Annotated in this window: 21 protein-coding genes; 7 read left to right on the plus strand and 14 right to left on the minus strand. The window is 51.4% G+C overall.

What is annotated here, in order from left to right; translation table 11 throughout:
* Positions 1–22: 22 nt before the first annotated feature.
* Entirely contained in the window at positions 23–1,663 is a 1,641-nt protein-coding gene (locus KZZ10_RS01855) for an FMN-binding glutamate synthase family protein (protein WP_259659781.1), read from the plus strand.
* Here the strand turns inward: KZZ10_RS01855 and KZZ10_RS01860 are convergent.
* Positions 1,660–2,856 (minus strand): CaiB/BaiF CoA transferase family protein, encoded by a 1,197-nt coding sequence (locus KZZ10_RS01860; protein ID WP_259659782.1) that lies wholly within the window; start codon positions 2,854–2,856, stop codon positions 1,660–1,662. The genes KZZ10_RS01855 and KZZ10_RS01860 overlap by 4 nt on opposite strands.
* On the minus strand, positions 2,853–3,815 hold the full coding sequence (locus KZZ10_RS01865; RefSeq protein ID WP_259659783.1) for a Bug family tripartite tricarboxylate transporter substrate binding protein: 963 nt from the start codon (positions 3,813–3,815) through the stop codon (positions 2,853–2,855). Before KZZ10_RS01865 ends, KZZ10_RS01860 begins: the two co-directional genes overlap by 4 nt.
* A 98-nt stretch (positions 3,816–3,913) precedes the next feature.
* Between KZZ10_RS01865 and KZZ10_RS01870 the strand changes: the two genes are divergently transcribed.
* Together KZZ10_RS01870 and KZZ10_RS01875 are read left to right on the plus strand one after the other, a co-directional pair.
* The gene (locus KZZ10_RS01870) at positions 3,914–4,726 is read left to right on the plus strand and encodes an enoyl-CoA hydratase/isomerase family protein (RefSeq protein WP_259659784.1); all 813 of its coding nucleotides are present in this window, start codon (positions 3,914–3,916) and stop codon (positions 4,724–4,726) included.
* A 37-nt stretch (positions 4,727–4,763) separates the two neighbouring features.
* On the plus strand, positions 4,764–5,768 hold the full coding sequence (locus tag KZZ10_RS01875) for an asparaginase (protein WP_259659785.1): 1,005 nt from the start codon (positions 4,764–4,766) through the stop codon (positions 5,766–5,768).
* A 16-nt stretch (positions 5,769–5,784) separates the two neighbouring features.
* On the opposite strand, the gene nudC is transcribed toward KZZ10_RS01875, so the two are convergent.
* On the minus strand, positions 5,785–6,549 hold the full coding sequence (gene nudC / locus KZZ10_RS01880; RefSeq protein ID WP_259659786.1) for an NAD(+) diphosphatase: 765 nt from the start codon (positions 6,547–6,549) through the stop codon (positions 5,785–5,787).
* Between the two features lie 138 nt (positions 6,550–6,687).
* Here nudC and KZZ10_RS01885 point away from each other — a divergent pair, with 138 nt between their 5' ends.
* A complete protein-coding gene (locus KZZ10_RS01885; protein WP_259659787.1) occupies positions 6,688–10,233 on the plus strand; it encodes an indolepyruvate ferredoxin oxidoreductase family protein in 3,546 nt (1,181 codons plus the stop codon).
* A 51-nt stretch (positions 10,234–10,284) separates the two neighbouring features.
* On the opposite strand, the gene KZZ10_RS01890 is transcribed toward KZZ10_RS01885, so the two are convergent.
* From KZZ10_RS01890 to dctP, 4 genes are read right to left on the minus strand one after another with little or no spacing between them, the layout of a single operon-like run.
* Entirely contained in the window at positions 10,285–11,472 is a 1,188-nt protein-coding gene (locus KZZ10_RS01890; RefSeq protein ID WP_259659788.1) for an isovaleryl-CoA dehydrogenase, read from the minus strand.
* Between the two features lie 36 nt (positions 11,473–11,508).
* Positions 11,509–12,789: a TRAP transporter large permease gene (locus KZZ10_RS01895; RefSeq protein WP_259659789.1), complete on the minus strand. Its 1,281-nt coding sequence runs from the start codon at positions 12,787–12,789 to the stop codon at positions 11,509–11,511.
* Positions 12,782–13,366 carry a TRAP transporter small permease gene (locus tag KZZ10_RS01900; RefSeq protein WP_259659790.1) on the minus strand — a complete coding sequence of 195 codons (585 nt, stop codon included), beginning with the start codon at positions 13,364–13,366 and terminating at the stop codon, positions 12,782–12,784. The genes KZZ10_RS01895 and KZZ10_RS01900 overlap by 8 nt, the downstream gene beginning before the upstream one ends.
* A 2-nt stretch (positions 13,367–13,368) precedes the next feature.
* Positions 13,369–14,400, minus strand: a complete 1,032-nt coding sequence (dctP, locus tag KZZ10_RS01905; RefSeq protein WP_259659791.1) for a TRAP transporter substrate-binding protein DctP — start codon at positions 14,398–14,400, stop codon at positions 13,369–13,371.
* A 194-nt stretch (positions 14,401–14,594) separates the two neighbouring features.
* Here dctP and KZZ10_RS01910 point away from each other — a divergent pair, with 194 nt between their 5' ends.
* A complete protein-coding gene (locus KZZ10_RS01910) occupies positions 14,595–15,317 on the plus strand; it encodes an SDR family oxidoreductase (protein WP_259659792.1) in 723 nt (240 codons plus the stop codon).
* Between the two features lie 7 nt (positions 15,318–15,324).
* Here the strand turns inward: KZZ10_RS01910 and KZZ10_RS01915 are convergent, their stop codons facing one another.
* From KZZ10_RS01915 to KZZ10_RS01945, 7 genes are all read right to left on the minus strand, one after another.
* Positions 15,325–16,056, minus strand: a complete 732-nt coding sequence (locus KZZ10_RS01915; protein WP_259659793.1) for an aldolase — start codon at positions 16,054–16,056, stop codon at positions 15,325–15,327.
* Between the two features lie 15 nt (positions 16,057–16,071).
* Positions 16,072–17,952: a B12-binding domain-containing radical SAM protein gene (locus tag KZZ10_RS01920; protein WP_259659830.1), complete on the minus strand. Its 1,881-nt coding sequence runs from the start codon at positions 17,950–17,952 to the stop codon at positions 16,072–16,074.
* Between the two features lie 88 nt (positions 17,953–18,040).
* The gene (locus KZZ10_RS01925; RefSeq protein WP_259659794.1) at positions 18,041–18,934 is read right to left on the minus strand and encodes a polysaccharide deacetylase family protein; all 894 of its coding nucleotides are present in this window, start codon (positions 18,932–18,934) and stop codon (positions 18,041–18,043) included.
* Positions 18,931–19,935 (minus strand): Bug family tripartite tricarboxylate transporter substrate binding protein, encoded by a 1,005-nt coding sequence (locus KZZ10_RS01930; RefSeq protein ID WP_259659795.1) that lies wholly within the window; start codon positions 19,933–19,935, stop codon positions 18,931–18,933. The genes KZZ10_RS01925 and KZZ10_RS01930 overlap by 4 nt, the downstream gene beginning before the upstream one ends.
* Before the next feature lie 31 nt (positions 19,936–19,966).
* Entirely contained in the window at positions 19,967–20,977 is a 1,011-nt protein-coding gene (locus KZZ10_RS01935; protein ID WP_259659796.1) for a Gfo/Idh/MocA family protein, read from the minus strand.
* A gap of 45 nt (positions 20,978–21,022) precedes the next feature.
* Complete coding sequence (locus KZZ10_RS01940; protein WP_259659797.1) at positions 21,023–21,811, minus strand: alpha/beta fold hydrolase; 789 nt, start codon at positions 21,809–21,811, stop codon at positions 21,023–21,025.
* 25 nt (positions 21,812–21,836) lie between these two features.
* A complete protein-coding gene (locus KZZ10_RS01945; RefSeq protein ID WP_259659798.1) occupies positions 21,837–22,808 on the minus strand; it encodes a Bug family tripartite tricarboxylate transporter substrate binding protein in 972 nt (323 codons plus the stop codon).
* A 189-nt stretch (positions 22,809–22,997) separates the two neighbouring features.
* Here KZZ10_RS01945 and KZZ10_RS01950 point away from each other — a divergent pair, with 189 nt between their 5' ends.
* Positions 22,998–23,840, plus strand: coding sequence for an amidohydrolase family protein (locus KZZ10_RS01950; RefSeq protein WP_259659799.1), 843 nt, complete (start codon positions 22,998–23,000; stop codon positions 23,838–23,840).
* A gap of 41 nt (positions 23,841–23,881) precedes the next feature.
* Positions 23,882–25,237 (plus strand): amidohydrolase family protein, encoded by a 1,356-nt coding sequence (locus KZZ10_RS01955; RefSeq protein ID WP_259659800.1) that lies wholly within the window; start codon positions 23,882–23,884, stop codon positions 25,235–25,237.
* Positions 25,238–25,243: the final 6 nt, after the last annotated feature.

Genomic DNA, 25,243 nt, shown 5'->3' on the forward strand with positions numbered 1-25,243 from the left:
AAGTTTTTTTGGAGTTTTAACGATGCATGCGCTCCTCTCCCGTTTTGCAGTCTTCGGTCTTTGTGTGGCGCTCAGCCTGTTTGCACCGTTCATCGCGCTCGGCTCACCAGCACCCACAGGATGGTGGCTCTTAAGCATTGTCATGTGGAGTCTAACTGGCTTAGGCATTTGGGATATTTTTCAAACTCATCACGCCATTTTGCGTAATTACCCAATCATCGGCCACTTGCGCTACTTGTTTGAAGAGTCGGGGCCTGCGATACGACAATATTTTATTGAAGGCGATCAGGCTGAAACACCTTTTTCGAGAGCCGATCGTTCTTTGGTGTATCAGCGCGCGAAACAAGAAATCGATAAACGTCCCTTCGGAACTCAGCTCGATGTTTACAGTGATAGCTACGAGTGGATCAATCACTCGATGACACCAAGCAAGATAGCGGATAGCGACTTTAGAATTACCGTGGGAGGTCCTGACTGCAGCAAGCCCGTCTCTCTGTCGGTTCTAAATATTTCGGCAATGAGCTTTGGGGCACTCTCTGCTAACGCGATACTGGCTTTGAACCAAGGAGCACGAGCTGGAAATTTTGCGCATGATACCGGTGAGGGAGGCATTAGCCGCTACCATAAAGAGCATGGAGGAGACTTAATCTGGAACATAGGCTCAGGTTACTTTGGTTGTCGGGATGAAGCCGGACGTTTCTCTGAAGCCCACTTTGCGGAGAACGCCACCCGCGATCAAGTCAAAATGATTGAAGTCAAACTGTCTCAAGGAGCTAAACCAGGCCACGGTGGAATCCTTCCCGGCAGTAAAGTAACCGCTGAGATTGCCGCTGCACGAGGAGTGCACGTCGGTCAAGACTGCAACTCACCTGCGACACACTCCGAGTTCGACAGCCCGGTGAGTTTATTGCAATTCATTGCGCGCCTACGACGCTTGTCTGGTGGAAAGCCTGTCGGTTTTAAGCTTTGCATTGGGCATCCGTGGGAATGGTTCGCAATCGCCAAAGCCATGGTCAAAACAGGGATCACTCCAGACTTCATCGTGATCGATGGCGCCGAAGGTGGTACGGGCGCAGCACCGATCGAATTTGTAGATCATGTTGGAACGCCGCTGCGCGAAGCGATTCGCCTTGTACACAACACCTTGGTAGGTTTAAATCTACGCGGCCGCGTGAAGCTCGGCGCGTCTGGAAAGGTCGTCTCGGCTTTTGACATGATGCGAGTTTTTGCGCTTGGCGCCGATTGGTGCAACAGTGCGCGCGCCTTCATGTTCGCGATCGGATGCATCCAGGCACAGCAATGCCATACCGGCCGATGCCCGACTGGGGTCGCCACGCAAGACCCAGACCGCCAACGTGCGCTTGTACCCGAAGATAAAGCCGTGCGAGTCGCCCAATTTCATCACAACACATTGCACGCCCTGGCTGAGCTTCTGCAGGCAGCCGGGCTTGAGCATCCGGCTGAGGTGACCACAAGCCATATTGCCCAACGCAAAGTCGACGATCGCGTTGCGCTGATGTCTGAAACCTACAGAAACATTGCGCCTGGCTCACTTTTGAACGACGAGCTCACGGGACGCGTCTTCGAGACTTGTTGGCCCATGGCTACCCCCGATAGCTTCAAGCCCCTGCGCTCACTGACTGAGCACATCACCCGCGCCTAAATGACTAGTCGTTTCTGAAACTCAGCGATCTGCTCGGATGAGTAACCAAACTCGCGCATGAGCGCTTCGGTATCAGATCCACGCGCAGGGGTCGCCGAGCGAATCTCGCTGGGCGTGCGTGACAAACCTACGGGTTGACCGACAACTTTAATATCGCCAAGCTCCGGATGATGGACAGGTACGGCGATTCCTAGGTGCTTTGTTTGCGGGTCATCAAACACCTCATCCATGCGATAGATTGGACCACTCGCAACGCTCGCCTCCTCAAAACGTCGAATCCACTCCTGCGTAGAACACAAGCGCGTGATCTGCGATAGCTCTGCATTCAGCGGTACGCGATTAGCGGAGCGCAGTTTGCCCGTCTTGTACTCTGGGCGCTCCAACAAGTGCTCAGCATGCATCGCTTTGCAAAGTCTTTCCCACATCTGCTGCGCGCCAGCACCAGCGATATTGATGTAGCCGTCTGAAGTCTCAAACACACCGGTCGGAATGGAGGTGGGATGATCATTGCCCGCCTGCTCTGGAACTTCTTTGCCAATAAGCCAACGGGCCGCTTGAAAATCTAGCATTCCTATCATCGACTCAAGCAAAGACGTCTGTACCCACTGACCTTGCCCAGATTCCTCGCGTTCGAGCAAAGCAGTCAAGATACCGAGCGCACAATACAAACCCGTCGCCGAATCCGCCACCGCAATACCCGCGCGAACAGGCCCTTGTCCCGGCAAACCCGTGACAGCCATCAAACCACCCATTCCCTGAACAATTTGATCGTAGCCGGGACGCTTTGCGTAAGGACCATCCTGCCCGAACCCCGACACACTCGCATACACCAGACCAGGATTCGTTAGCTTGAGCGACTCATAGTCAATGCCCAATCTGAACTTAACGTCAGGCCGGAAGTTCTCGATAATCACATCCGCCGTATCAGCCATTTTTTTAAAGATCGCCAAGCCTTCAGGATCTTTAAGATTTAGCGTCAGACTTTTTTTATTACGATGCAAGTTCTGAAAATCGGGTCCTAGACGACTATCTCCCCAGCCGTCACTAACGCCTAAGCCCTCGGGTGTTTCAATCTTAATAATCTCGGCGCCCCAGTCACCCAATTGACGCACTGCTGTGGGTCCAGAACGCAGCCGTGTTAGATCTAGCACTCGAAATCTTGCAAGAGGCCCTTTTCTGACGCCCGCACTCATGGTTGGCTACCCCGTTGTTGCTTGGCAACCTCTCCCCATCTTTTGTAATCCTGCCGAATAAGCTCAGAAAAACCCTGAGGCGTTGAGGTCTCAACGTCGAAACCGGCAGCGACAAGTGAGGCACGAACGTCTGGCATTGCAAGCACTAAATTAATATGGTGGTTTAACTTTTGTACGATTGGCGCAGGTGTCGCTGCAGGCACCGCCAAGCCATACCACCCCTTGGCTTCAAACTCGGGGAATCCTGACTCCGCAGCCCCTTTCACGTCTGGCAATGCGGCAACACGCTGATTACCCGTTACCGCCAACGCTTTCAGTTTTCCGGCCTTTACCAACGGGATAGCAGAAGGCAGGCTTGCTACCATGACATCAATATCCCCCCTAGACAACTCGACAACGGCTGTCGTTGCGTTTTTATAAGGGATGTACAGCATCTTTGTTTTGACGATCGTCTGAAACAAAACACCAATCAATTCAGTCTGGGACGACGTTGAAGCAAATGTTGCACCACCTGTCTTTTTACGTGCGAAGTCCGCAAACTCTTTTAACGAGTTATAGGGTGCATCGGGATACGTCACGATAAGATACGGTTGCGTTACACCAAGTGCCACGCCTGCAAAATCTTTTAACGGGTCGTAGCCTAAATCCTTATGCACAAAAGGATTGACTGCAAACGTACTCGTGAAGGCCAATGTCATGGTGTAACCATCGGGTGCCGACTTGGCACCGAAAGTCGTCCCAATACCGCCTTGTGCGCCTGGCTTGTTTTCAACGATGACGGACTGTCCTAATTCCTCACCGAGTTTGGAGGCGACCACGCGAGCGAAGGCGTCGGTCCCACCGCCAGCCGCATTCGGAACCACAATGCGCAACGGCTTGCTAGGGAACCCAGCCTGTTGCGCCAGCGCGTTACTGCCCACACAAAAAACGAACATCAAAAGTGCGATAAAGTGTCGCATAGCTTGTCTCCCTGGGTCATAGTATTTTTTATGCTAACGAGCATACAGGACTGCGTAGCGTTCTGGAAACTATTTATCGCAGCAAAGGAACACCCTCAATGTCCGTTCGTCCGAGCACTCCCGAGCCCGCTAGCGCCGAGCCTACTACGCCAGAACTTAGGATCAACGGATCCATCGCGACCATTCGCTTACGCAATCCCGCCTATGCAAATAGGTTAAGTCCTAACGACTTGGATGTAATCCGGGCACATATCGATAAAGTGAACAAAAGTGCGCAAGTGCTCGTGCTTAAATTCATTGCAGACGGGAAGTATTTCTGCAGTGGCTATGACATATCGTCCTTGGCGGCTGACGCTGCCCCCTCCTCCCTTTATTTTGGGGACACCGTTGATATCGTAGAGCGCGCCAGACCGGTCACGATCGCGGCAATCAATGGTGGCGTCTATGGTGGCGGCACTGACTTAAGCTTAGCTTGCGACTTTCGCGTTGGCGTACCAGACACCAACATGTTTATGCCTGCGGCAAAACTAGGCTTACATTTCTACCCGGGTGGGATGATTCGCTACGTCACACGCCTGGGCCTGAACAATGCGAAGCGGCTTTTTCTAACCTGCGAAAAAATTCTTGCTCCCGAAATGCTATCGATCGGGTTCTTAAATGAAATCGTAGCGGCTGACGCTCTCCAGTCGCGGGTTGACGAGCTAAGTGCCCAACTCGCCGGTATGGCACCTCTCGCCTTGTTAGGCATCAAAAAGCACCTTAACTTAATCGCCCGAGGTGAACTCGACGACGCAGCGATTCGTGCTGCAGTATTGCACTCAGAGCAGTCTGAAGACATGAAAGAAGGCGCGCTAGCCTGGAAGGAAAAGCGCGCTGCGAAGTTCACTGGCGACAGCCTTAAAAGTCAATAAAAAACTTCTTGGACTATCTCTCAACCGTGAGGACGTAATGACCAAAAAACCTAAAGTTGCACTGATTAGCACTGGTGGCACCATCACCTCAATGAGTACGATTGGTGAGCTCGATGTCTTTGAGTACAGTTCGACTGGAACTCGACTTGATGCGAATCAGATGTTAGAAAAATTCCATCACTGTAAGACGATCGCCGACGTCATCGCCGTACCCTTTGACACACTGCTATCAACCGCCGTGAGCTTTCCCGAATGGAAACGCCTCGCGCAAACCATCACAGATCTACAACAAAAAAATCCTGACTTAAGTGGCGTTGTTATTCTTCATGGCACCTCTTCCATGGAAGAAACTGCCTATGCACTGAGCCTCACGCTCAAGACTGATTTGCCAGTTGTGCTCACGGGATCTCAGCGACCTGCGAGTGCGATGTCCTCTGATGCAGGATTCAATATTTTTAACGCAGTACGTATTGCGAGCACGCCCGAAGCACGTGAAATGGGCGTGATGATTGCGCTCAATGATGAAATCCATGCTGCTCGTGAAGTGACGAAAAGCTCAAACGGGAGATTACAGACTTTCGTTTCACATGATTTCGGCGTACTTGGTCATGCGGATGGCGACCGCATTGTGTTCTATCGCAAACCTACTCGACGCCATAATCCAGACACAGAGTTCGACATTCTTAATATGTCTGCATTTCCCCGGGTTGATATCGCTTACAGCTACGCGGGTGATGACGGGGCTGCGATCAATGCTTTTGTGCAAGCCGGGGCAAAAGGTATTGTTGCAGCAGCCTTCGCACCAGGCCTGCTCACTCCGCAGGAAGACATCGCAATGCGAGCGGCTGTCAAAGCCGGTGCACGCGTAGTGATTTCTTCTCGCGCGGGTTCAGGTCGAACCTTCGCGCCCACAAAGTCGAGAGAGGCTGGCTACCTGCAAGCCGACAACCTCAATCCACAAAAAGCGCGTGTACTGCTAGGCTTAGCCTTGGCTGTCACCCAAGACCCGGAGCAGTTACAACGTATTTTTGATCAGTACTAACGCAAACAGGCGGCCTCTAGCGAAGTGCCGCCTCGATGAGTTGTCGCGCAATACTGACTGGATCTGGCAGCAAAGGTAAAGCCTCACGCGAGAACCAGTCAGCCGCTTCGATTTCGGACGGATCCGGAGTAATCGTGCCACCAGCGTAGTCTGCGAAGTAAGCAATCATCAAGGAGTTCGGAAATGGCCAAGGCTGACTCTTGAAATACCGCAGGTTTGTGATCTCGATGCCAACCTCTTCCCTTACCTCACGCACCGCACATTGTTCAAGCGTTTCGCCGGGCTCTACAAAACCGGCTAGTGCGCTGAACACGCCTGGCTTGAAGTGCGGGCTACGTGCAAGCAACAAGTCATTACCGCGCTCAACAAGAACCATGACCGCAGGCGATATTCTTGGATAGGCGATCAACCGGCAGGACGGGCACTCCATGGCAAACTCGGTAGTTTTCATTATCGTAGGGGTCCCGCAATGCCCACAGTACTGATGGTTCTTTTGCCAATCAATCATCTGGGTCGCACGACCCGCTAACGCGAAGGCCTCTGCCCCCTCCGAGCCAAAAATACTACGAACGGGTCGTAATTCACCCACAAGATGTGTGGGTATTTGATCTGCTTCGATGGCGTAACAAGGTTTGCCTTGCCACTGGCCAATCAATAGCGGGCTATGGGGCAAATCGAAATCTGAAGCCCGTGCTAAAGGAAACACATCCCCAGATTCAGCTTGCGTTGATATAAAAACCTGATTGCTATGTCGAACAATCCAGTAGGTTAAGTCGCTCATTAAGGTTCTCAAAAAAAACAATGCTCGCTAAGCCTCACGCGAGCCTTAGACTGGGAATCTGCATATTGTATTCTTACAGCCACACAGAATCACGCTTAAAGTCACTCTATCCGGGCTGACACGAGCACTAAGGCAACCATGAACGCACCACTCAACAGCACTTCTCAGGCAGCCCTAGCAAAGGTATCTCTAGAGGACAAGTACACACAGTCTGAGGGGAACGCTTTTATGAGCGGGATTCAGGCCCTTGTTCGGTTGCCCATGTTGCAGCAGGTTCGCGACGCCTCTTTAGGTTTAGACACTGCGGGTTTTATTAGTGGTTACCGCGGCAGTCCCCTCGGTGGTTACGATCAAGCCCTGTGGTCAGCAAAAAAACACTTAGCAAAACACAATGTCGTTTTCCAACCTGGGGTGAATGAAGAGCTTGCCGCCACTGCAATTTGGGGCACACAACAGCTAGACCTGTTCCCCACCAAAAAGAAACATGACGGTGTCTTCGGGATTTGGTACGGCAAAGGCCCCGGCGTAGACCGATGCTCAGATGTATTCAAGCACGCAAACATGGCAGGGACTGCTAAGTTTGGCGGGGTAATTGCCATCGCAGGCGATGATCACGCCGCGAAGAGTTCGACGGCGGCCCATCAGAGTGATCACATTTTCAAGGCCTGCGGTTTTCCGGTTTTTTTTCCAAGCGATGTCCAAGGAATTTTGGACATGGGTGTGCATGCCTTCGCGCTCAGCCGTTTCTCTGGCTTATGGGCGGGCATGAAAACCATTCAAGAGGTCGTCGAATCGAGCACAAGCGTCGACATCAACCACGATCGCGTCAAGATCGTGATGCCCGAGGACTTCATCTTGCCTGCAGGAGGTTTACATCTGCGTTGGCCTGACAGTCCACTCGAGCAAGAAGCGCGCATGATGGAGTACAAATGGTATGCCGCACTGTCTTATATTCGCGCAAACCACCTTAACCGCACAACTATTCAAGGCCCCAACGATCGTATCGGTATTATTGCCAGCGGTAAAGCGTATCGCGACACATGCCAAGCCTTATTAGATCTCGGCTTAGATCAGGCTGCTTGCCAACGATTAGGCATCCGACTCCATCAAGTAAACGTCGTCTGGCCGCTTGAACCCACCATCACACGAGAATTCGCACTCGGTTTAAAAGAAATACTCGTTGTCGAAGAGAAGCGACAAATCATTGAGTACCAAATTAAAGAAGAGCTCTACAACTGGCGCGCAGATGTACGCCCTGACGTCCTAGGTAAATTTGATCAGACACCTGGGGATCACACAGGTGGAGAATGGTCTCTCAGCAACCCAGCGGGTAACTGGCTACTGCGTGCAAACGCAGATCTAACGCCCTCACTCATCGCACAGGCGATTGCTCACAGACTAGAGCAACATGCATTGCCCGAGGATATTCGGGCTCGCATTCAAGCACGGCTTTCGATCATTCAAGCGAAAAAACAGTCCTTGCTACACGTTGATCCAAGTACGGGAGAGCGGCCACCATGGTTTTGTAGCGGCTGTCCGCATAACACCAGTACGCGCGTCCCTGAAGGCAGTCGTGCCCTCGCCGGAATCGGTTGCCACTACATGGTGATCTGGATGAATCGAGATACGGTCACCTTCACCCAAATGGGTGGAGAAGGCGCACCCTGGGTTGGCCAAGCACCTTTCATTAACGAAGAACATGTCTTTGCCAACATTGGCGACGGTACCTGGTTTCACAGTGGCTCCTTAGCGATTCGGCAAGCGATCGCCGCGGGCGTCAATATCACGTATAAGATCCTTTACAACGATGCAGTTGCGATGACCGGAGGACAGCAAGTTGGAGAGCGACCTGAAGGGTTATCGGTTCCACAAATCGTCAAGAGTTCCGTGGCAGAGGGAGCACAACGCGTTGTCGTCGTGACCGATGTTCTTGAACGCTATGAAGGAGTCAAGCTCGAGGCGGGTGTCGAGGTTTTTCACCGTGATGAACTTGACCGTATTCAGCGCGAATTACGGGAAGTGCGCGGCACCACAATCATCGTCTACGACCAGACCTGCGCGACGGAAAAACGCCGACGTCGTAAGTCAGGCAAACTCGAAGATCCCAAGCGTGTTGTTGTGATTAATGAACTGGTATGTGAAGGCTGCGGCGACTGCTCCAGTAAAAGTAACTGTCTTTCTGTGGAACCGCTCGAAACAGAGTTTGGGCGTAAGCGGCAAATCAATCACAGTAGCTGCAATAAGGATGAGTCTTGTCTGAATGGGTTTTGTCCAAGCTTTGTTGTGTTAGAGAACGCTACCCCGCGCAAACGTACACCAACATCAATCGCCACGAATAATGAGCAAGTACTCTTTAAGGATCTACCTGAACCAGTACTGCCAGATTGCCAAGCGCCCTATCGTATTGTCGTAGCGGGTGTCGGCGGCACGGGTGTCATCACCATCGGGCAACTCTTGGGAATGGCTGCGCATATTGAAGGCAAAGGAATCATCACGCAAGACTCCGCTGGCTTGGCGCAGAAAGGTGGCGCGACCTGGAGCCATGTGCAGATTGCAGATAGTCCGGCCACACTTAGCGCAACCAAAGTAGACATCGCCCAAGCAAATTTGATTCTGGCTTGTGATGGAATCGTCGCGGCAAATGCCGCCACACTCACGTATATGCAAGCGGGACGCACAAACGTAGCGTTGAACACTCATGCGACGCCAACAGCTGGCTTTGTTCAAAGTCCGGATTGGAAAGCACCTAACCATGCTTGCGCAACAGCCATCGAACAGACTGTCGGTGCGGAACACCTAGCTAGCCTCAACACGAGCGCCCTTGCATTGTCCAAACTTGGTGATTCGATTTATGCCAATCCAATGCTTCTAGGGTTTGCGTGGCAGAAGGGATGGATTCCGCTTTCGAGAGAAGCCTTGCAACAGGCCTTAGTCCTCAATAATGTTCAAGTCGAGCGCAATTTACAGGCGTTTGATTGGGGGCGTGCAGCCGCACTCGGTCGCCTCGAGAACTTACTAAGCCTCCAAGAGACGCCAGTGAGCTTCACGCCTCGCAAGAGCCTTGAAGAGTTGATCGCCGTACGTGAGGAGTTTCTGACACACTATCAGAATGTTGCCTACGCTAAGTCCTATCGTGATTTTGTATCGCAGGTTCATCAGGTTGAACAACAGCTAGGCTCAGGCAAACGCTTATCGACTGCTGTGACGCGCTATCTTTTTAAGCTAATGGCCTATAAAGATGAGTATGAAGTCGCACGTCTACACACACAGACAGCGTTCGAAGAAAAGTTACGCGCGCAGTATGAACCAGGCTTTCAAATCGCCCATCATCTCGCACCGCCATTGCTCTCAGCGAAAAACACCAAAGGTGAGTTGATCAAGCGCCGATTCGGCCCATGGATACGACCGCTCTTGCGTGGCGTTGCCATGCTGAAATTTTTGCGAGGAACGCCACTTGACCTTTTTGGTTACAGCGACGAGCGGCGTGAGGAACGTGCCGCGATCGACGCCTACAAAGAAACAATTCTAGAATTGCTCGCTTCTTTGAACCAAGATAATCTCGAGCTAGCGGTTCAGATTGCCTCGATCCCTGAAAACATTCGCGGTTACGGACATGTCAAGGCGCGTCACGTTGCGAGCGCGAAAGAAAAACAGACCGAATTATTGTCACGCTGGCGTGCGTAGCGAACACACAACGGACACGGCAACAAATGGCGCTAAGCAATCAGCGCAGCGCTACATCGTTTCTGCAAACAGCTCGCGACCGATCAGCATACGCCTGATTTCGCTTGTCCCTGCACCGATCTCATAGAGCTTTGCATCACGCCAAAGCCGGCCGACTGGATATTCGTTTGTGTAGCCGTTGCCACCCAGTAGCTGAACAGACTCGCCCGCCATCCATGTCGCTTTTTCAGCGCAATACAAAATAACACCCGCTGCGTCTTTGCGCACAGAACGCTGATGTCCGCCACCCTGAGCATCGAGGCGATCAAGTGTCCTTCCTACCGCATAACAATAAGCACGGCAGGCCGAATAAGTCGAATACATATCTGCCAGCTTGCCTTGAATCAACTGAAACTCACCGATGGACTGCCCGAACTGTTTACGCTCATGTACATAGGGCAAGACGACATCCAAACAGGCACCCATGATGCCAAGTGGTCCAGCGGCCAGCACCGCACGCTCGTAATCTAGACCACTCATTAATACCTGCACGCCACCGTCGAGCGCACCGAGAATATTCTGTTCGGGGACAAACACATCTTGGAAAACCAGTTCACCCGTGTGGGACCCACGCATACCAAGCTTATCGAGCTTCTGCGCGATAGAAAACCCAGGCATATCCTTATCGACTAGAAAGGCAGTGATCCCTCTCGCACGTTTGTCAGGATCGGTTTTCGCATACACCACTAACGTCTGCGCGTCTGGCCCGTTGGTGATCCACATTTTGTGGCCATTGAGGTGATAGCCGCCCTGCACCGCTGTCGCACGTAAAGACATATTGACGACGTCAGAGCCTGCGCCAACTTCACTCATTGCTAGCGCACCCACATGTTCGCCAGAGATTAAAGACGGCAGCAGTCGCGCACGTTGCTCTGCGGTGCCATTGCGCGAGATCTGATTAACACAGAGGTTGGAATGCGCACCGTAAGATAGTCCGACTGAGGCACTGGCGCGCGAGATCTCTTCCATCACGATCATATGGGCCAGATAGCCCATCTCTGCGCCTCCATACTCGGCACTCGCTGTCACGCCCAGCAGTCCCATCGCACCCATCTTTTGCCAAAGGTCCATGGGAAACTGATCGGAGCGATCAATCTCGGCAGCACGCGGCGCAATCTCTTTGCGTGCAAACTCTCGAACCGCGTCACGTAACGCTACGAGATCATCAGACAAACCACAGTCCAGTTCGATTGACATCATTGTCTACACTCTGCTCTATTCGCGTCCATTAAACGACTATTTTGCCACGCCCATCATATAGTCTGGCAGCCAAGTAGACACAATCGGGATATAAGTAATGACCAGCAGTAGACCGATCATCAAGATAAAGAATGGCATCGTGCCACGCAACACCTGAGCCAGAGGAATCTTTGAAATATTACTAATCACAAACAAATTCAGTCCCACTGGAGGAGACATCAAGGCCAATTCCATGTTGATCACCAACATCACGCCAAAGTGAATCGGATCAATCCCCAAGGGCTCGAGCAGAGGAATCACAATCGGCACCACAATAAGTAAGATTGAGAATACCTCCAGGAACATGCCCAAAAATATCAACAGAATATTAATCGCCAGCAAAAACTGCCAGGGTTTGATGTCTAAACGCTGCATCAACTCAAGTGTCTTCTGCGCAATGCCTGTCTCGGTAATGAGATGACCAAACGCTAGAGCCGTGGCGATGATGATCATGATCCCTGCCGCATTGCGGATCGAGTGCGTCATCATCTTGAGGAAGTCATTGATTTTGACTTCACGGTAGACAAAGAGCGCCAAGATAATCGCGACCACAGCCGATAACGCTGCCGTTTCGGTTAGCGTGACAAAGCCTCCGTACAGCCCCCCCAACACGATGACTGGCACCAACAAAGCAGGAATGGCGTAAACCGTCTTCTGAATCTTTTCACTAAGCGGAACAGCCACTCGATCTACATAGCCGTTTTTACGACTGAAGTAATACACGTATACACCCATCATCCCAGCGCTGATTAAACCAGGGATGACACCGCCCAAGAACAAACGTGGAATCGAAGCATCGGCTAAGACTCCGTACACAACGAACGCCAAGGATGGCGGGATCAAAATCCCGAGTGTGCCTGCTGAAACAAGAATCCCTCCTGCAAAGTGGGGAGCATACCCAGCCCGCAACATCGCAGGGATCATGATCGTTCCCATAGCAATCGCGGTTGCAACAGATGAACCACACATCGCAGCAAAAATTGCGCAGGTCAGCACAGACACCAACCCCAAGCCGCCATGCATGCGGCCAATCCAAGCTACAGCAGCATTGATCAAGGCCTTTGCGACGCCACCTCGCTCCATAAAGGTTGCCGCAATCACAAAATATGGAACAGCTAACAGTGTCGGTGAATTTAGTTCATCGATAATCTTTTGGGCGAGTGGCACCAAACTACTCTCGAGACCAAAAACTAGACCTGCCGTCAGCCCCATCGTTAAAAAGATTGGAATCCCAAGCAACAATAGGACCAAAAAAATAGGAGCCATCAAACTAAGCATGATTGACTCCTACGCCGAACAATTTACGCTTGAGGCGCACAAGGTACGCGATTGCCATCAGCAAGGCACCCACTGGTAAAGCCGAGAAGTAAATCCACAATGGGACGCGCAGGACAGTGGTCGACACATCACCAAAATCCCAAGCTTGATAGGACACAACCCCACCGAAGTAGACTAATCCGACAGAGAAGATTAGACCTAGCACATCCGCGAGTAAGGCCACGGCTGCCTGCATCTTTGGTGAAAACATATTCACAAAGAAATCAGACTTGACATGGCGATCCATCATCGTGAGCGTACCTAATGACAGAAACACAGCCCAAATCACCATATAGACCTGCACCTCCTCAACAAAATCTAGTGTCAAGGCAGGAGCAACAAGACGCATCACAACGTTGTATGAACAAAACAGCAAAGCAAGCGTAGCAAGCCCGCCGACCACCCAAGACTCGAGGAGGTGTGATTCAACTACGTCATGAGACTCTGCATCAAGGTCGGCCTGCGCCTTTTGACGCAAAGTCTCATAGATCTTGTTACCCGAAGTTTCAGGTGAGGCGGGAGGGCTGTTGCTATGCATAATTAGAACTTCACGCCCGCTTCTTTTAGATTTTTGAGTGCTTCAGCCACAACATCTTGATCCATCTTGATGTTCTTGACTAATTCAGGCTGTATTTTCATCAGCAAGCGACGCGCCGCTAATAGTTGTTCCTCTGTAGGCACAACCACCTTCAAGCCCGCTTTAACCAGAACTTCCTTTGCTTTTAGCTGCGCCTCGGTAGCGTTCTTACGCTCTGCAGTGGCTGCAATATCCCAAGCCTCAAGTATGGCCTGTTGCACTTCTTTAGGCTGCTTGTTAAAAAAGTTGGCGCGCATCATAGGCACATACTGATTGAATTGGTTGTAATCCTCAAAGGCAAACTTCATGCCAGAATCCATCAATTTGGAAGAGAAACTACTTTCATACGTTGTGACCAACCCATCCATCACGCCTTGGCTCATAGCCAAAGGCACATCTGGCCACGGCACAAGTAATGCTGTTCCTCCAAGAGTGTTGATACGCTGCGCATTCGCGGTGCCACCTGCATAGCGAAGCTTCATACCTTTCATATCGGGATAGTCTTTAATCTCCTTGTTGATGGTGTAGGTGTGTTGCATACCCAAGTCCATCCACTTGCCAAGGATCTTGACACGCATACGCTCTTCAAACTTTTTGTTTAAGAAATCGCCGAGCTTACCGTCCATCACCTTGTAGACCACATCGCCCTTCACACCGTAAAACATCGGCAAGCTCTGTAGCGCAGCGTTCGGTTCGGCACTGTCAAGCTGCCAAGTACCGGGAACCGCCATTTCAACCGCATCCTGACGCAACGCTCTTGGCACATCGCGATCACGGAATAACTGGCCGCTTGGATATACCTCGATCGCAAAACGATTTCCAGTTCTCTTTTTAAGCTCTTCAACAAAAATCTCAACGCCTTTGTTACGTACATGGACAGGGTTCGTATCCAAGGCAATCCGCAGTTTCTCTTGTGCGAGGACCGAACTTGCGCTCAAAGTCGAGGCTACCGTTGCGATCGCAATCGCAGTGAGTTTTATAAACTTATAAGACATGTGATTTCCTTATTTTGAAGGCGCTGCTAAATAACATTTTATGTAACGCGTTGACTGTAACGAATATGCTCCACCCTGTAAACAAAGAACATAATGCGGTGCATTAAAACATCGGGTAATCACTAGGGTATGCACTCATCCTACATTGCGATCTAAACTCGCCACATTATCTAGATCTTTCAAAGGCGTTTACTGTGACTAAACCTTTAGCAATCATTATTGGTGGCTCGCGTGGAATCGGCGCAGCTTGCGTGCAAACCCTACACCGCGATGGCTTTCGTATTGCATTCACTTATGTTTCGCAGCCTCAGCAAGCAGCCAAGTTAGAAATCAGTAATGAAATCAAATCCTATGCACTAGATATTCAACAACCCGAATTTGTGTCCAAATTATTTACACAAGTCCAACAGGACTTTGCTAGCCGTCCCGATCTGATCGTCATGAATGCAGGTATCAACCTGCCTTATGCACCCATGGGACAGTATAGCCACGAGAATTTTAAAAAAATAATCAGTGTTAATTTATTTGGCGCATTTAATGTCTTATATGAAGCTGCTAATCACGTGAAAGATGGCGGATCAATCATCGCCATCACTACATCGATGGTACGTCATGCAGTGCCTGGTGCAGCAGCGTACACCGCATCTAAAGCTGGAGTCGAGGCAATCATTCGATCGATGGCGAAAGAGCTCGCACCTCGTCAGGTGCGCGTCAATGCTGTAGCGCCTGGATCCATCGACACAGATCTCTTTCATGCAGGAAAGACTGAAGAAGCGAAAGCACGCTCCGCTGCACTCAGTCCTTTTAACCGCATCGGCACCTGCGAAGAGGTCGCCGAGGTCGTCAGCTTTGTCGCTTCTGACAAAGCTTCATGGGTGCACGGCCAAATCATCCAACCAAACGGAGGGATGGTTTAACGTTGCACTAAAGCGTGCGACCGAGCGCCTTAAAAAACAACTCAGATTGCAGGCGCTCGCCAATAGTCTGCGCCCCAACATGGGCAGCCAGTCGCGGGGCAACGGGTGCTAGCGGCAGACCCGTAGACATCGCTAGCACCTGCATCATGCAGGCGCGTTCAAGAAAATATAAATCATCGTAGGCGTAGTCCATGCGTTCAGCGCAGACCACGACACCATGATTGCCTAAAAACACAACATCCGCACCTTGCATGGCATTGGCGATACGCTCGCCTTCCTGCGCATCCAAGGCAAGACCGTTATAGTTCTTGTCGACTGCAATACGACCATGAAAACGCATCGCATTTTGAGATAATGTGGTGTCTAGCACTCTTCGCTCAGTTAAAGTGAGTGCGGTGGCGTACGGCATATGTGTATGCAGAACACAGGCCTTACCCGCAATCTGATGCACAGCGGCATGAATAAACATGGCCGTAGGTTCTACGGGATGACGACCAGCGAGCGCTGCCCCCTGCGTATCAACCATCACGATATCGTCAGCTTGCACTTCACTCCACAACAGGCCACGAGGATTCAGCAGGAAACGGCCACTCTGATCCGGAATCTCAACGCTAAAGTGATTGCACACGCCTTCCGATAAGCCATGAAAGGCTGCCGCGCGCAACGCCAAGGCTAAATCCTCCCGCAGTTGACGCACTGAGGGGCTTTCGAAATCGGTTTTGTGCTTTGTATTGGACATTCCAGACTCCTGATCCTAATTTGTATACGTTTGTTGCAAGGCGCGTTCGATACGATCGAACGCGACCGTTGTTTTTGGAACTTTAAAAGAAAACCAACTACGCACATCTTCTTCGAGTGCAATGCCGTGCATGTAGTTGTAAATTGCCTTTTTTAAGCCAACGCCTAGTGCCGCGTGGTCCACACCCGTCGGATCAATAAAGCCAACATCGTTCTTCGCAAAACTCACTGGCGGGAGCGGCTTGAGTGTTACACCATATTCCGCTGGGTTTTTGCCAACCGGTGAATGCACGGTTGCCGTAAACCGATGGAAAAAGCCACTTTGAATGCAGCCATGCATAAATAGTTGTCGTACCAACTCCAGCGCATCAACGGTATCTTGCACGGTCTGCGTTGGGAAGCCGTACATAAGATAGGCATGTACCAAAATCCCTGCATCACTGAGCGCCCGCGTTACGCGTGCAACCTGATCGACCGACACACCTTTTTGCATCAGCTTCAGCAAACGGTCGGAAGCCACTTCAAGCCCACCCGACACAGCGATACAACCACTGCGAGCCATGAGTTCACTCAACTCAGGTGTAAAGGTCTTTTCAAAACGGATGTTCCCCCACCAAGAAATACCGATATCTCGCGCGATCAGTTCAGTGGCCAGGGATTTCAAGGCTTTAGGAGGGGCTGCTTCGTCGACGAAATGAAAGCCCGTCTGACCGGTCTCCCGCACAATCGACTCGACACGATCTACCAACAGGCTTGCAGATGCTGTTTCATATCGACTGATGTAGTCGAGGCTCACGTCACAGAAACTACATTTCTTCCAGTAACAACCATGCGCAACAGTCAACTTATTCCAGCGACCATCGCTCCATAGACGATGCATTGGGTTTAGCATATCGAGTAGGGACAGATAATTCCCTAACGGCAAGCCGTCCCAGGTGGGCGTTCCAACTTCTTCAAAAGGGACCTCGGGTTCAACCATATTGATATAGCGAACAGCCCCGCTATCCTCATCGCGCAAATAGGTGCGCACGAGACGCTGGCTCGAACGCTTACCAGCCAGATGTTCTAACAAATTAAGCAGCGGTCGTTCCCCCGAATCCAAGGTCACGAAATCAAAGTAATCAAACACTCTAGGGTCTGAGAGTTCCCGTAACTCCGTATTGACGAACCCACCACCCAACACAGTGATGATATCGGGGTATACAGACTTAATCGCCTGAGCGATGCGGAACGCCGCATACACCGTGCCAGGGAACGGCACCGACAGCAGCACAATTGTTGGATTATGTCGCTCAATTGCTGCCGATGTCAGTGCATGTAATGTTTCATCGACATAGTTTCTTGGTGCAGATAACGCCTGTGATAGGGCATCAAAAGTAGGCTGACTAGCTGCAAGCGCTTCGCCATACCGAACGAATTCAAATCGGCTATCAATCGACTCTCGAACCACGTCAGAGAGGTCGTTGAGATACAGCGTTGCCAAATGTTTAGCACGATCCTGCATACCAAGCGCACCAAACGCCCACCCAAGAGGATCACCACCCTCCTCGTCCACATAGGCATCTAAGCTTGCAAAACGCGGCCCCTCGGGCAGATACTGTCGGCTCACGATGCGATGGGCTAACGTTGCATCCCGTCCCTGCAGGAAGGTAATCACACGGTCGATCGTAGATAAGTATCGTGGCAGTTCGCTCACAAAATATGAGGAGGCGGGACGCGAGCGATCTGATTTTTTAATCGCTGTCATTCGGGCCGCTACCTGCCCTAGCCCATTTTGCGAAAAAATCTTTAACACCAACTGCAGTGCGAGATCCTCCTGCACTGCAGCTACGCCACGCGACCTTAGAAACCCCGTCAGATAGGCTGTCGAAGGATAAGGTGTGTTGAGCTGCGTCATCGGTGGTATGACAGACAGCACGCGGACCGCTGGCGAATTCAAAGGAAAAACTCCCTACATGGATTGCAGGGAGTGTACCAACACCTGGTCAACCGTTCGCTTTCACATAACGCACGATGTCCGCATGGGTAGCGAACCAGACATCTGAATGCTGTTGAATATGGCGTATCAAGGCATCCAAAATCCACACGCGCGATCGATAGCCAATGACATGCGGGTGCATCGTCAGCTGAAACAAGCCGCCCTCGGCATAAGCCGCATCGAACTCTCGCTTAAAAATATCAAAGACATCTGTCGGCGGTGTGTAGGGCCTAAGTGCCGCAAAACGGTTCATATTGAAGTAAACCGCGTCGTCACGAATCCACTCTACCGGCAACTCTACGACACCGGTTGGCTGCTCATCCATCAACAACTCGTAGCAATCCACGTCGGCCATCAAGGAACTGTCGTAAATCAAACCAAGTTCTTTCGCCAAGCGCAGGGTATTGGGACTGAAGTCCCAAGAAGGCGTGCGCATCCCCACAGGATCAACACCGGTGATTTTCTTGAGCACGTCAAAGCTGCGCTGCATCAGATCACGTTCAGCATCAATAGGCAGAACCGAGTTCCGCTCGTGAATCCAGCCATGAATCCCGATCTCATGTCCCTGCGCAGCGAGATTTCTTTGCTCGTCGGGATACAACATCGCAGTCACTGCTGGTACATAAAAGCTTGCCGGCACATTATGACGTTTGAGGATCTCAACAATACGCGGCACACCCTGCCGATTTCCATATTGACCTTGCGACAACTTACCTGGCGAGTCCCCGCCCTCACGAAGCTCATTGGTTTCATGATCTGAATCAAATGAAAGTGCAACCGCGCAGCGTGCACCACCAGGCCAAGTTGCGGGCTTCAAACTGCGCCCAGCACGCACACGGTTCACAACTTCGCGCCATTGGCTCTCTGGCCACTGCCAGGGCTCCAGTGGTTGCTCGATCATTTAGACACCTCTTGAGGAAGACTCTTGGCAATTGCAGTTGCCGCTTGTGCTTCTTGAGCAACAAACTTAGCAAAGTCTGCCGGGGGCATACCCACCCCGTACAGGCCCTGTGCCTCAAACTGTTTGATCACGTCAGGATCTTTGATCGCTTGCTGGACCGCATCATAAATCTTATCCACAATAGGCTTAGGTGCCCCAGCAGGCAACCACAACCCGAACCAATTCACCACGTCAAAGTTTGGAATGCCTGCCTCTTGCATAGTCGGTACGTTAGGCAACCCCTTCCAGCGAGTGTTACCGGTTAGAGCCAATGCGCGCAGCTTGCCAGCCTCTACGTGTTTGATTGCAATCTGGGTTCCGACAAAGAACATGTCCACACGCCCACTGAGCAAGTCGCTCATGACCTCGGCAACACCCTTATAGGGCACCATCAGGATGTCTGTCTGCGTCTTGGCCTTGAACACCTCTGCTGGTATGTGGCTCGCAGTGCCTAAGCCAGCACTGGCATAACTCAACTTACCCGGGCTCTTTTTGGCTAAGGCGACGAGCTCTGAAACGTTATTCGCGGGCAAACTGGTGGGAATCACCAACGCTTGCCCATAATTTTGGGCAACGAGTGACACATGCGTGAAATCTTTCACAGGGTCATACGCAACGTTTTTATGAAACGGTGGAATATTCACATGTGACGCGGTTGTAAAAAGCCACGAATAGCCATCCGCTGGAACCTTAGCTAAATAAGCCGTACCAACCAAGCCGCCCGCCCCAGGCTTATTTTCAACAATAATTGACTGCCCCAGCACGCTCGACATCTTGGGGCTGATGATGCGCATGATCAAGTCTGGCGGACCACCTGGAGGCGAAGGGACCACGACACGGATCGGCTTGGACGGAAAGTTTGGGTCAGCCTTCACCGCGCCGGCTGTTTGTGCGGCGGTACCAAGCGCAGTGCATGCCAATAAGGCGCCAAATATTGTTCGAGTAATTGCTTTTACTTGCATAGTGACCTCAATTTTTGTGTTGGATCCGTTACTAATCGACCGTCACGGTACGACGCTCGGCGGAAGACTGAATGATTGCCTCCAGTACCCTGGCATTACGCACTGCATCACCCTGAGGCGTCACTAAAGCTTTCTTCTGGGATATTGCTCTAGCGAAATCCTCAAGCTCAAGTCGCTCTGTACTGACCGCATCATATTTATGCGTGACAGGCTTTTGCTTATTGGTCACGTTCGTCTTGTCAATCATGCAAGTCGTAAGATCCCACGTATGCAAATGCTCGACGTCACCAACTTGCACCCAGCCATTCGATCCAAATATCTGCATTCTCCAGGTCTCAGCGGTTGCGATGACCGTACCGAGATAGGCGGTCGCTCCACTCTTGAAGCCCAAGAGCATCGATGTCGTATCGTCCGAACCGAAATCCTGGGCAAGCCGGAAACTCTTCGCAGTGACTTCAGTGATCGGGCCAGCCAAATACATCATGGCATCAATCACATGCACGCCACGTCCTGTCATTCCACCAGCAGGTGACTCATCTCCAGCGTGGCGCCAGTGCCCTTTGGGGAATCTGTAAGCGCTTGGGCCGCAGAAGTTGCCTTCAATGTGAAGGACCCTACCCAGTCGTCCATCCTCGATCATCCGACGTACCTCTTGCAAGGCTGGCTGAAACCTCCAGTTATACCCAACACCAAGAACGATATTATTTACTTGCGCCGCGCTAGCTGCAGCCAACGCGCTCGCACTGTCAAGCGCCAATGGTTTTTCACAAAACACATGCTTACCCGCACGCGCCGCTTGTTCAATTTGTGCTGTGTGCATTGAATGCGGGGTAGCCAAAACAACTGCATCAATTGAAGCATCTGCCAGGATCTGCTCGAAGGTGTCAACCAAAGTGATGCCCTGTTGCTTTGCAAAGTCTTCTGCTTTTGCACGCGTGCGCGTTGCGCCCGCAACAAACGTAATCTCCTGGCTCTTACCTTGTACGCTGCGCACGAGATTTTGACCCCAAGTACCCATACCTATAATTGCTGCTCGAATCATTACCATTTCCTTATTTCACGAATAACTATTTTTTTAGAAAACAACTCAGGGGTGTTTTGCCAAAAACTTCATCAAATGATCAACACACAAGTCAGGGTAGCCATCACAAATATTATGCGCAGCCGTATCGACTCGAACTAACTCAGAACCTTTAATGCGCTTCTGCATTTCTTCGTACGCGTTGGCATGACCGATCGACTCCCGCCCAGCCGCCACGATCAGCGTCGGACATTTAATCGCAGCGAGTTCCTCCATGAAGTCATGGGTGCACATGTGTAAGACAAAGCGCGCAATAAACGCGGGGTCATTAGAGCCAGCTTGCTCAATAAACCAAGCAACGAGTTGCGGATCCGCTGTTTCATCGAAACGCTCATAGATCGTATCTGCCAGAAACTTCTTAAGACCGATTTCCTTAATTTTAGGAATCCATGTTGTGGCATGGCTATTTTTTAAACCCGGCGTCGCACCAAACAATGAAAGCGTCTTGACCAAGCTAGGATGCTGCAAAGCCAACTGCTGGGCAACATAACCGCCAGCTGAATTACCCACAATGTGCGCCTTCGGGCATCCGATCCGCTGCATTAATTCAGCTACATCCGACACCAGGTGATTCAAAGAGAAATCATCCGTTACGGCCGGGGCCGCAGACGCACCATGACCGCGCAGGTCTAGGCGCACAACCCGATATTCGGCACTCAACCGTGGCATCCAGCTGAACCAACGTATTGAACTCCCCATCGCCGCATGCAGCAAGACGATCGTTTCAGGCTTCGTCCAGGGTCGAGCGAAATCGTCGATGTAATACTCAAGTTCAAGACCGTCTTTCGTCTTCATGCGCATTGCATGATCTCCCAATGCATTAGTTAATATTAATTTTTGCGGCAGTGATAATCTTCTTCCACTTGGCAATCTCATCAGCGATCAGCTTGCCCGCTTGGTCCGCACTACCTCCTGCTACGGTGTAGCCAAGATCCGCGACTCTTTTCTGTATAGCTGGATCTTTCATTGCTTGATTAAACGCGGCGTTCAATTTTTTGGTCACATCGGCTGGCATACCGACTGGACCTAGCACGGTCCATTGCGAACTACTGTCGACCCCTTTTAAGCCAGCCTGAGCAAAGGTAGGGACATCTGGCATTGCTGGATTACGCTCATTACCCGTGATGGCCAGCGCCTTGAGGCGTCCCGCTTCGATTGGAGCACGTGCCGAACTAATGCCGGTAAAGGTCAAAGGTACGGTCCCTGCCATAACGGCCGAAAGTGCTTCGCCCGTTCCTTTGTATGGCGCGTGGGCAATGTTTACACCTGCTACCAAGTTAAACAATTCGCCGGCCAAATGGGTTGAAGCGCCATTGCCACCAGAACCATAAAACAAACTACCTGGCTTATCCTTTGCCAATTTAATGAGCTCTTGCAAGTTATTCGCAGGCAAGGATGGATGCGCCACAAGGATCACTGGCCCCGAAGCCAAATGGACGACAGGTGTAAAGTCTTTCTCGGTGTCATACGGCAGTTTACGCAACCCGGGGTTCACAACAATCGACGAGTCCACAGCCAACAGCGTATAGCCGTCTGGCGCGGCTTGGGCAACCTGCTGCGTGCCAATGATGCTCGAACCGCCTGGCTTGTTATCAATCACCACTGGTTGACCGAGGATCTCGGTTAACTTCGGCACCATGATTCGGACCAAAATATCAGTTCCGCCACCCGGCGCGAACGGAATCACAATCCGGATCGCTTTTGTCGGCCACGCCTGAGCCGACGCTGATGCGCCAATTACGCTTCCTAGCAAAACAACGCTTGTCACCAAACACTTAAGCGATATCTTCATGCTTTCTCCAGAACGTTACGCTAGACAATCATCTTAATGCGCTAGGGTAACGAACAAGACAGTCTTTTACTAGTTATCAAAGAAATGCAGCGCCAACTCTTTTGGTGCGACCCCTAAACATCTTTTATGTTTTGAACTGCCTGCGCAGGGCAGCGCAGTGATAGACTTCAACGCAGCAGGAGACTAAACATGACAAAAATAATTGACGCTCAAGTACATGCCTATGAACGCGACCACCCAGGCCGCCCTTGGGCGGCGGTGTTACACGGCCCCGCTGCCGTCACAGGCGAGGACATGATCGCAGCGATGGACGCCGTGGGCGTCGACGCAGCAATTCTCGTCTCCGTGTTCACAATGTACCGTTTCGACTCTAGCTATGCAGAACAAGTCTATCGCGCGCATCCAACACGGTTTCGTTTGATTAAGCCAGTTGATCCAACTGACCCCGGCGTCAATGAAACGATCGATGACTGGGTTAAGACGCCTGGTACAGTCGCCATTCGAATTATGTTGAACCGAGGCGTCTCCGAAGATGCGACCGACCCAGGCATCAATCGTGTGCTGGCAGGCGCAGCGCGTCACAATATTCCAGTGAACTTACTTTGCTGGGGCAGGCTTGACCAAGTCAAGCAACTTGCAGCTCGCAACCCAGACACCCGCATCGTGGTGGACCACGTTGGACTCCAGCAGCCCTACGAGCCACCCCTGCTTGAGAACCCTTTTGGAGAGCTTGCGAAAGTCTTATCGCTCGCTGAGCATCCCAACATCGCAATCAAAATTACAGGCGCGTGCACGCTTTCGCAAAAGACGTACCCCTATCCTGATATCTGGGACCCACTCGCACGTATTTTTGACGCCTACGGCTTTGAGCGTTGCATGTGGGGCACCGACTGGACCCGTGCGGTTCAGGTGTTAACTTATAAGCAAGGCGTCGATTCCTTTAAGCTCACAGACAGGTTGTCCGTGGGCGAGCGCGAAGCGCTGATGGGCGGCTCATTACAAAAAATCTATCAATGCAGTTTTGATAGCTAATACACCGCGCCGCTCGCTGTTTAAATCACAAGGTTGAATCAATGAATGCAAATCCTCAAGTGTTTGATCTCCTGATTAAAGATGCGATCTTCATCACAGCTGACCCAAAAGAGCCGTTGATCCGAGATGGTTATCTAGGGGTAACAGACGGAAAAATTACTTATCTCAGTCGCAAAGCGCCTGCCAGCTATAAAGCTACAACAACCCTCAGCCTTTCCGGCCACTTCGTTACACCGGGATTTGTAAATCCTCATGCACACTCGATTCTATCGATGGTGCGCGGTGTTGCCTCTGACCTCGGTTTTGCGCCCTCCTACACACCTGGCATACCCAAAGGAACACAGGTTAACTCCGAACAAGCCCGTGCTCTGGCGCAGCTTGGAGCACTTGAGGCATTGCTTTTTGGATCCACCGTACTCGGCGATAATTTTGTACACGCCGACACCGCCGCACAAGCGATGTCCGAACTCGGCATGCGTCTGTGCCCGAGTTGGCGCATTCATGATGTAGATTTTGCAAAAGTTGCACACGGCGAATGGCATCACGATCCGGCAATAGGAGCCCGAACCTTAAGTGCCGGCATGGCGCTTTATGATAATTGGAAGGGAAATCCGCTTGTCACAGTAAATCTCGCAGCACACGCTGTCGACACTTGTTCAGAAAGTTTTTTGAAAGAAGTGGCTGAACTATCGGCCAAGCACAATCTCGTTGTGAGCACACATCTAGGACAAAGCAAAGTCGAGGTGCAGCGTGTAAAAGAACGGACGGGCTCTACTTCGACGGAGGTGTTAGAAGAAACAGGACTACTCAATGAAAGACTGATGTGCGGTCATTGCATCTATGTGACCGATACAGATATCGAAAGAATGGCTAAGTCTGGAGCACATGTCGTTCATATTCCAAAACCAAATGCAACCTCTGGTCGTTTGGCACCTACACCGAAGCTAAAGGCGGCAGGGATCAATATTTGCTTGGCCACTGACACTCAACATGCCGACATGGTTGAGTTAATGCGCTGGGCACTCATCACTGCACGGGTACAGGAAGGCGGCGTCGATGAATCCTGGCAACCGCAACATGTTTTTCATATGGCAACGATGGGCGGGGCGAAAGCGCTCGGGATGCAAGAGACCCTCGGGTCGCTAACTGTCGGCAAAGCCGCTGATTTTGTGGTTTTTAATGCAAATCGCCCCCATCTCACACCGCATGTCAATCCTGTTGGAAACTTGGTGCACACCGGGCAAGGTCGCGATGTCACGCACGTCGTGGTAGCCGGAGAGTTCGTTGTACGTGACGGAATGCCAACACGTGTGGACATGGATCAAATCGTACGAAGTGCCGAGAAGGCATCAAGAGAACTTTGGGGCGCAGAAGGCGTGCAATATTGGCTAAACTAAATTAGC

Source organism: Zwartia hollandica (assembly GCF_019923725.1).
GTDB lineage: Bacteria > Pseudomonadota > Gammaproteobacteria > Burkholderiales > Burkholderiaceae_B > Zwartia > Zwartia hollandica.

Bases quoted from the DNA above. Each gene is read 5' to 3' on its own strand.
- KZZ10_RS01955 (WP_259659800.1), top strand. From the start codon at position 23,882: ATGAATGCAAATCCTCAAGTGTTTGATCTCCTGATTAAAGATGCGATC.
- KZZ10_RS01925 (WP_259659794.1), bottom strand. From the start codon at position 18,934: ATGATCGAGCAACCACTGGAGCCCTGGCAGTGGCCAGAGAGCCAATGG.
- KZZ10_RS01885 (WP_259659787.1), top strand. From the start codon at position 6,688: ATGAACGCACCACTCAACAGCACTTCTCAGGCAGCCCTAGCAAAGGTA.
- KZZ10_RS01860 (WP_259659782.1), bottom strand. From the start codon at position 2,856: ATGAGTGCGGGCGTCAGAAAAGGGCCTCTTGCAAGATTTCGAGTGCTA.
- KZZ10_RS01945 (WP_259659798.1), bottom strand. From the start codon at position 22,808: ATGAAGATATCGCTTAAGTGTTTGGTGACAAGCGTTGTTTTGCTAGGA.
- KZZ10_RS01870 (WP_259659784.1), top strand. From the start codon at position 3,914: ATGTCCGTTCGTCCGAGCACTCCCGAGCCCGCTAGCGCCGAGCCTACT.
- KZZ10_RS01900 (WP_259659790.1), bottom strand. From the start codon at position 13,366: ATGCATAGCAACAGCCCTCCCGCCTCACCTGAAACTTCGGGTAACAAG.
- KZZ10_RS01950 (WP_259659799.1), top strand. From the start codon at position 22,998: ATGACAAAAATAATTGACGCTCAAGTACATGCCTATGAACGCGACCAC.
- KZZ10_RS01930 (WP_259659795.1), bottom strand. From the start codon at position 19,935: ATGCAAGTAAAAGCAATTACTCGAACAATATTTGGCGCCTTATTGGCA.
- nudC (WP_259659786.1), bottom strand. From the start codon at position 6,549: ATGAGCGACTTAACCTACTGGATTGTTCGACATAGCAATCAGGTTTTT.
- KZZ10_RS01920 (WP_259659830.1), bottom strand. From the start codon at position 17,952: ATGACGCAGCTCAACACACCTTATCCTTCGACAGCCTATCTGACGGGG.
- KZZ10_RS01895 (WP_259659789.1), bottom strand. From the start codon at position 12,789: ATGCTTAGTTTGATGGCTCCTATTTTTTTGGTCCTATTGTTGCTTGGG.
- KZZ10_RS01855 (WP_259659781.1), top strand. From the start codon at position 23: ATGCATGCGCTCCTCTCCCGTTTTGCAGTCTTCGGTCTTTGTGTGGCG.
- KZZ10_RS01940 (WP_259659797.1), bottom strand. From the start codon at position 21,811: ATGAAGACGAAAGACGGTCTTGAACTTGAGTATTACATCGACGATTTC.
- KZZ10_RS01890 (WP_259659788.1), bottom strand. From the start codon at position 11,472: ATGATGTCAATCGAACTGGACTGTGGTTTGTCTGATGATCTCGTAGCG.
- KZZ10_RS01865 (WP_259659783.1), bottom strand. From the start codon at position 3,815: ATGCGACACTTTATCGCACTTTTGATGTTCGTTTTTTGTGTGGGCAGT.
- KZZ10_RS01875 (WP_259659785.1), top strand. From the start codon at position 4,764: ATGACCAAAAAACCTAAAGTTGCACTGATTAGCACTGGTGGCACCATC.
- KZZ10_RS01935 (WP_259659796.1), bottom strand. From the start codon at position 20,977: ATGATTCGAGCAGCAATTATAGGTATGGGTACTTGGGGTCAAAATCTC.
- dctP (WP_259659791.1), bottom strand. From the start codon at position 14,400: ATGTCTTATAAGTTTATAAAACTCACTGCGATTGCGATCGCAACGGTA.
- KZZ10_RS01915 (WP_259659793.1), bottom strand. From the start codon at position 16,056: ATGTCCAATACAAAGCACAAAACCGATTTCGAAAGCCCCTCAGTGCGT.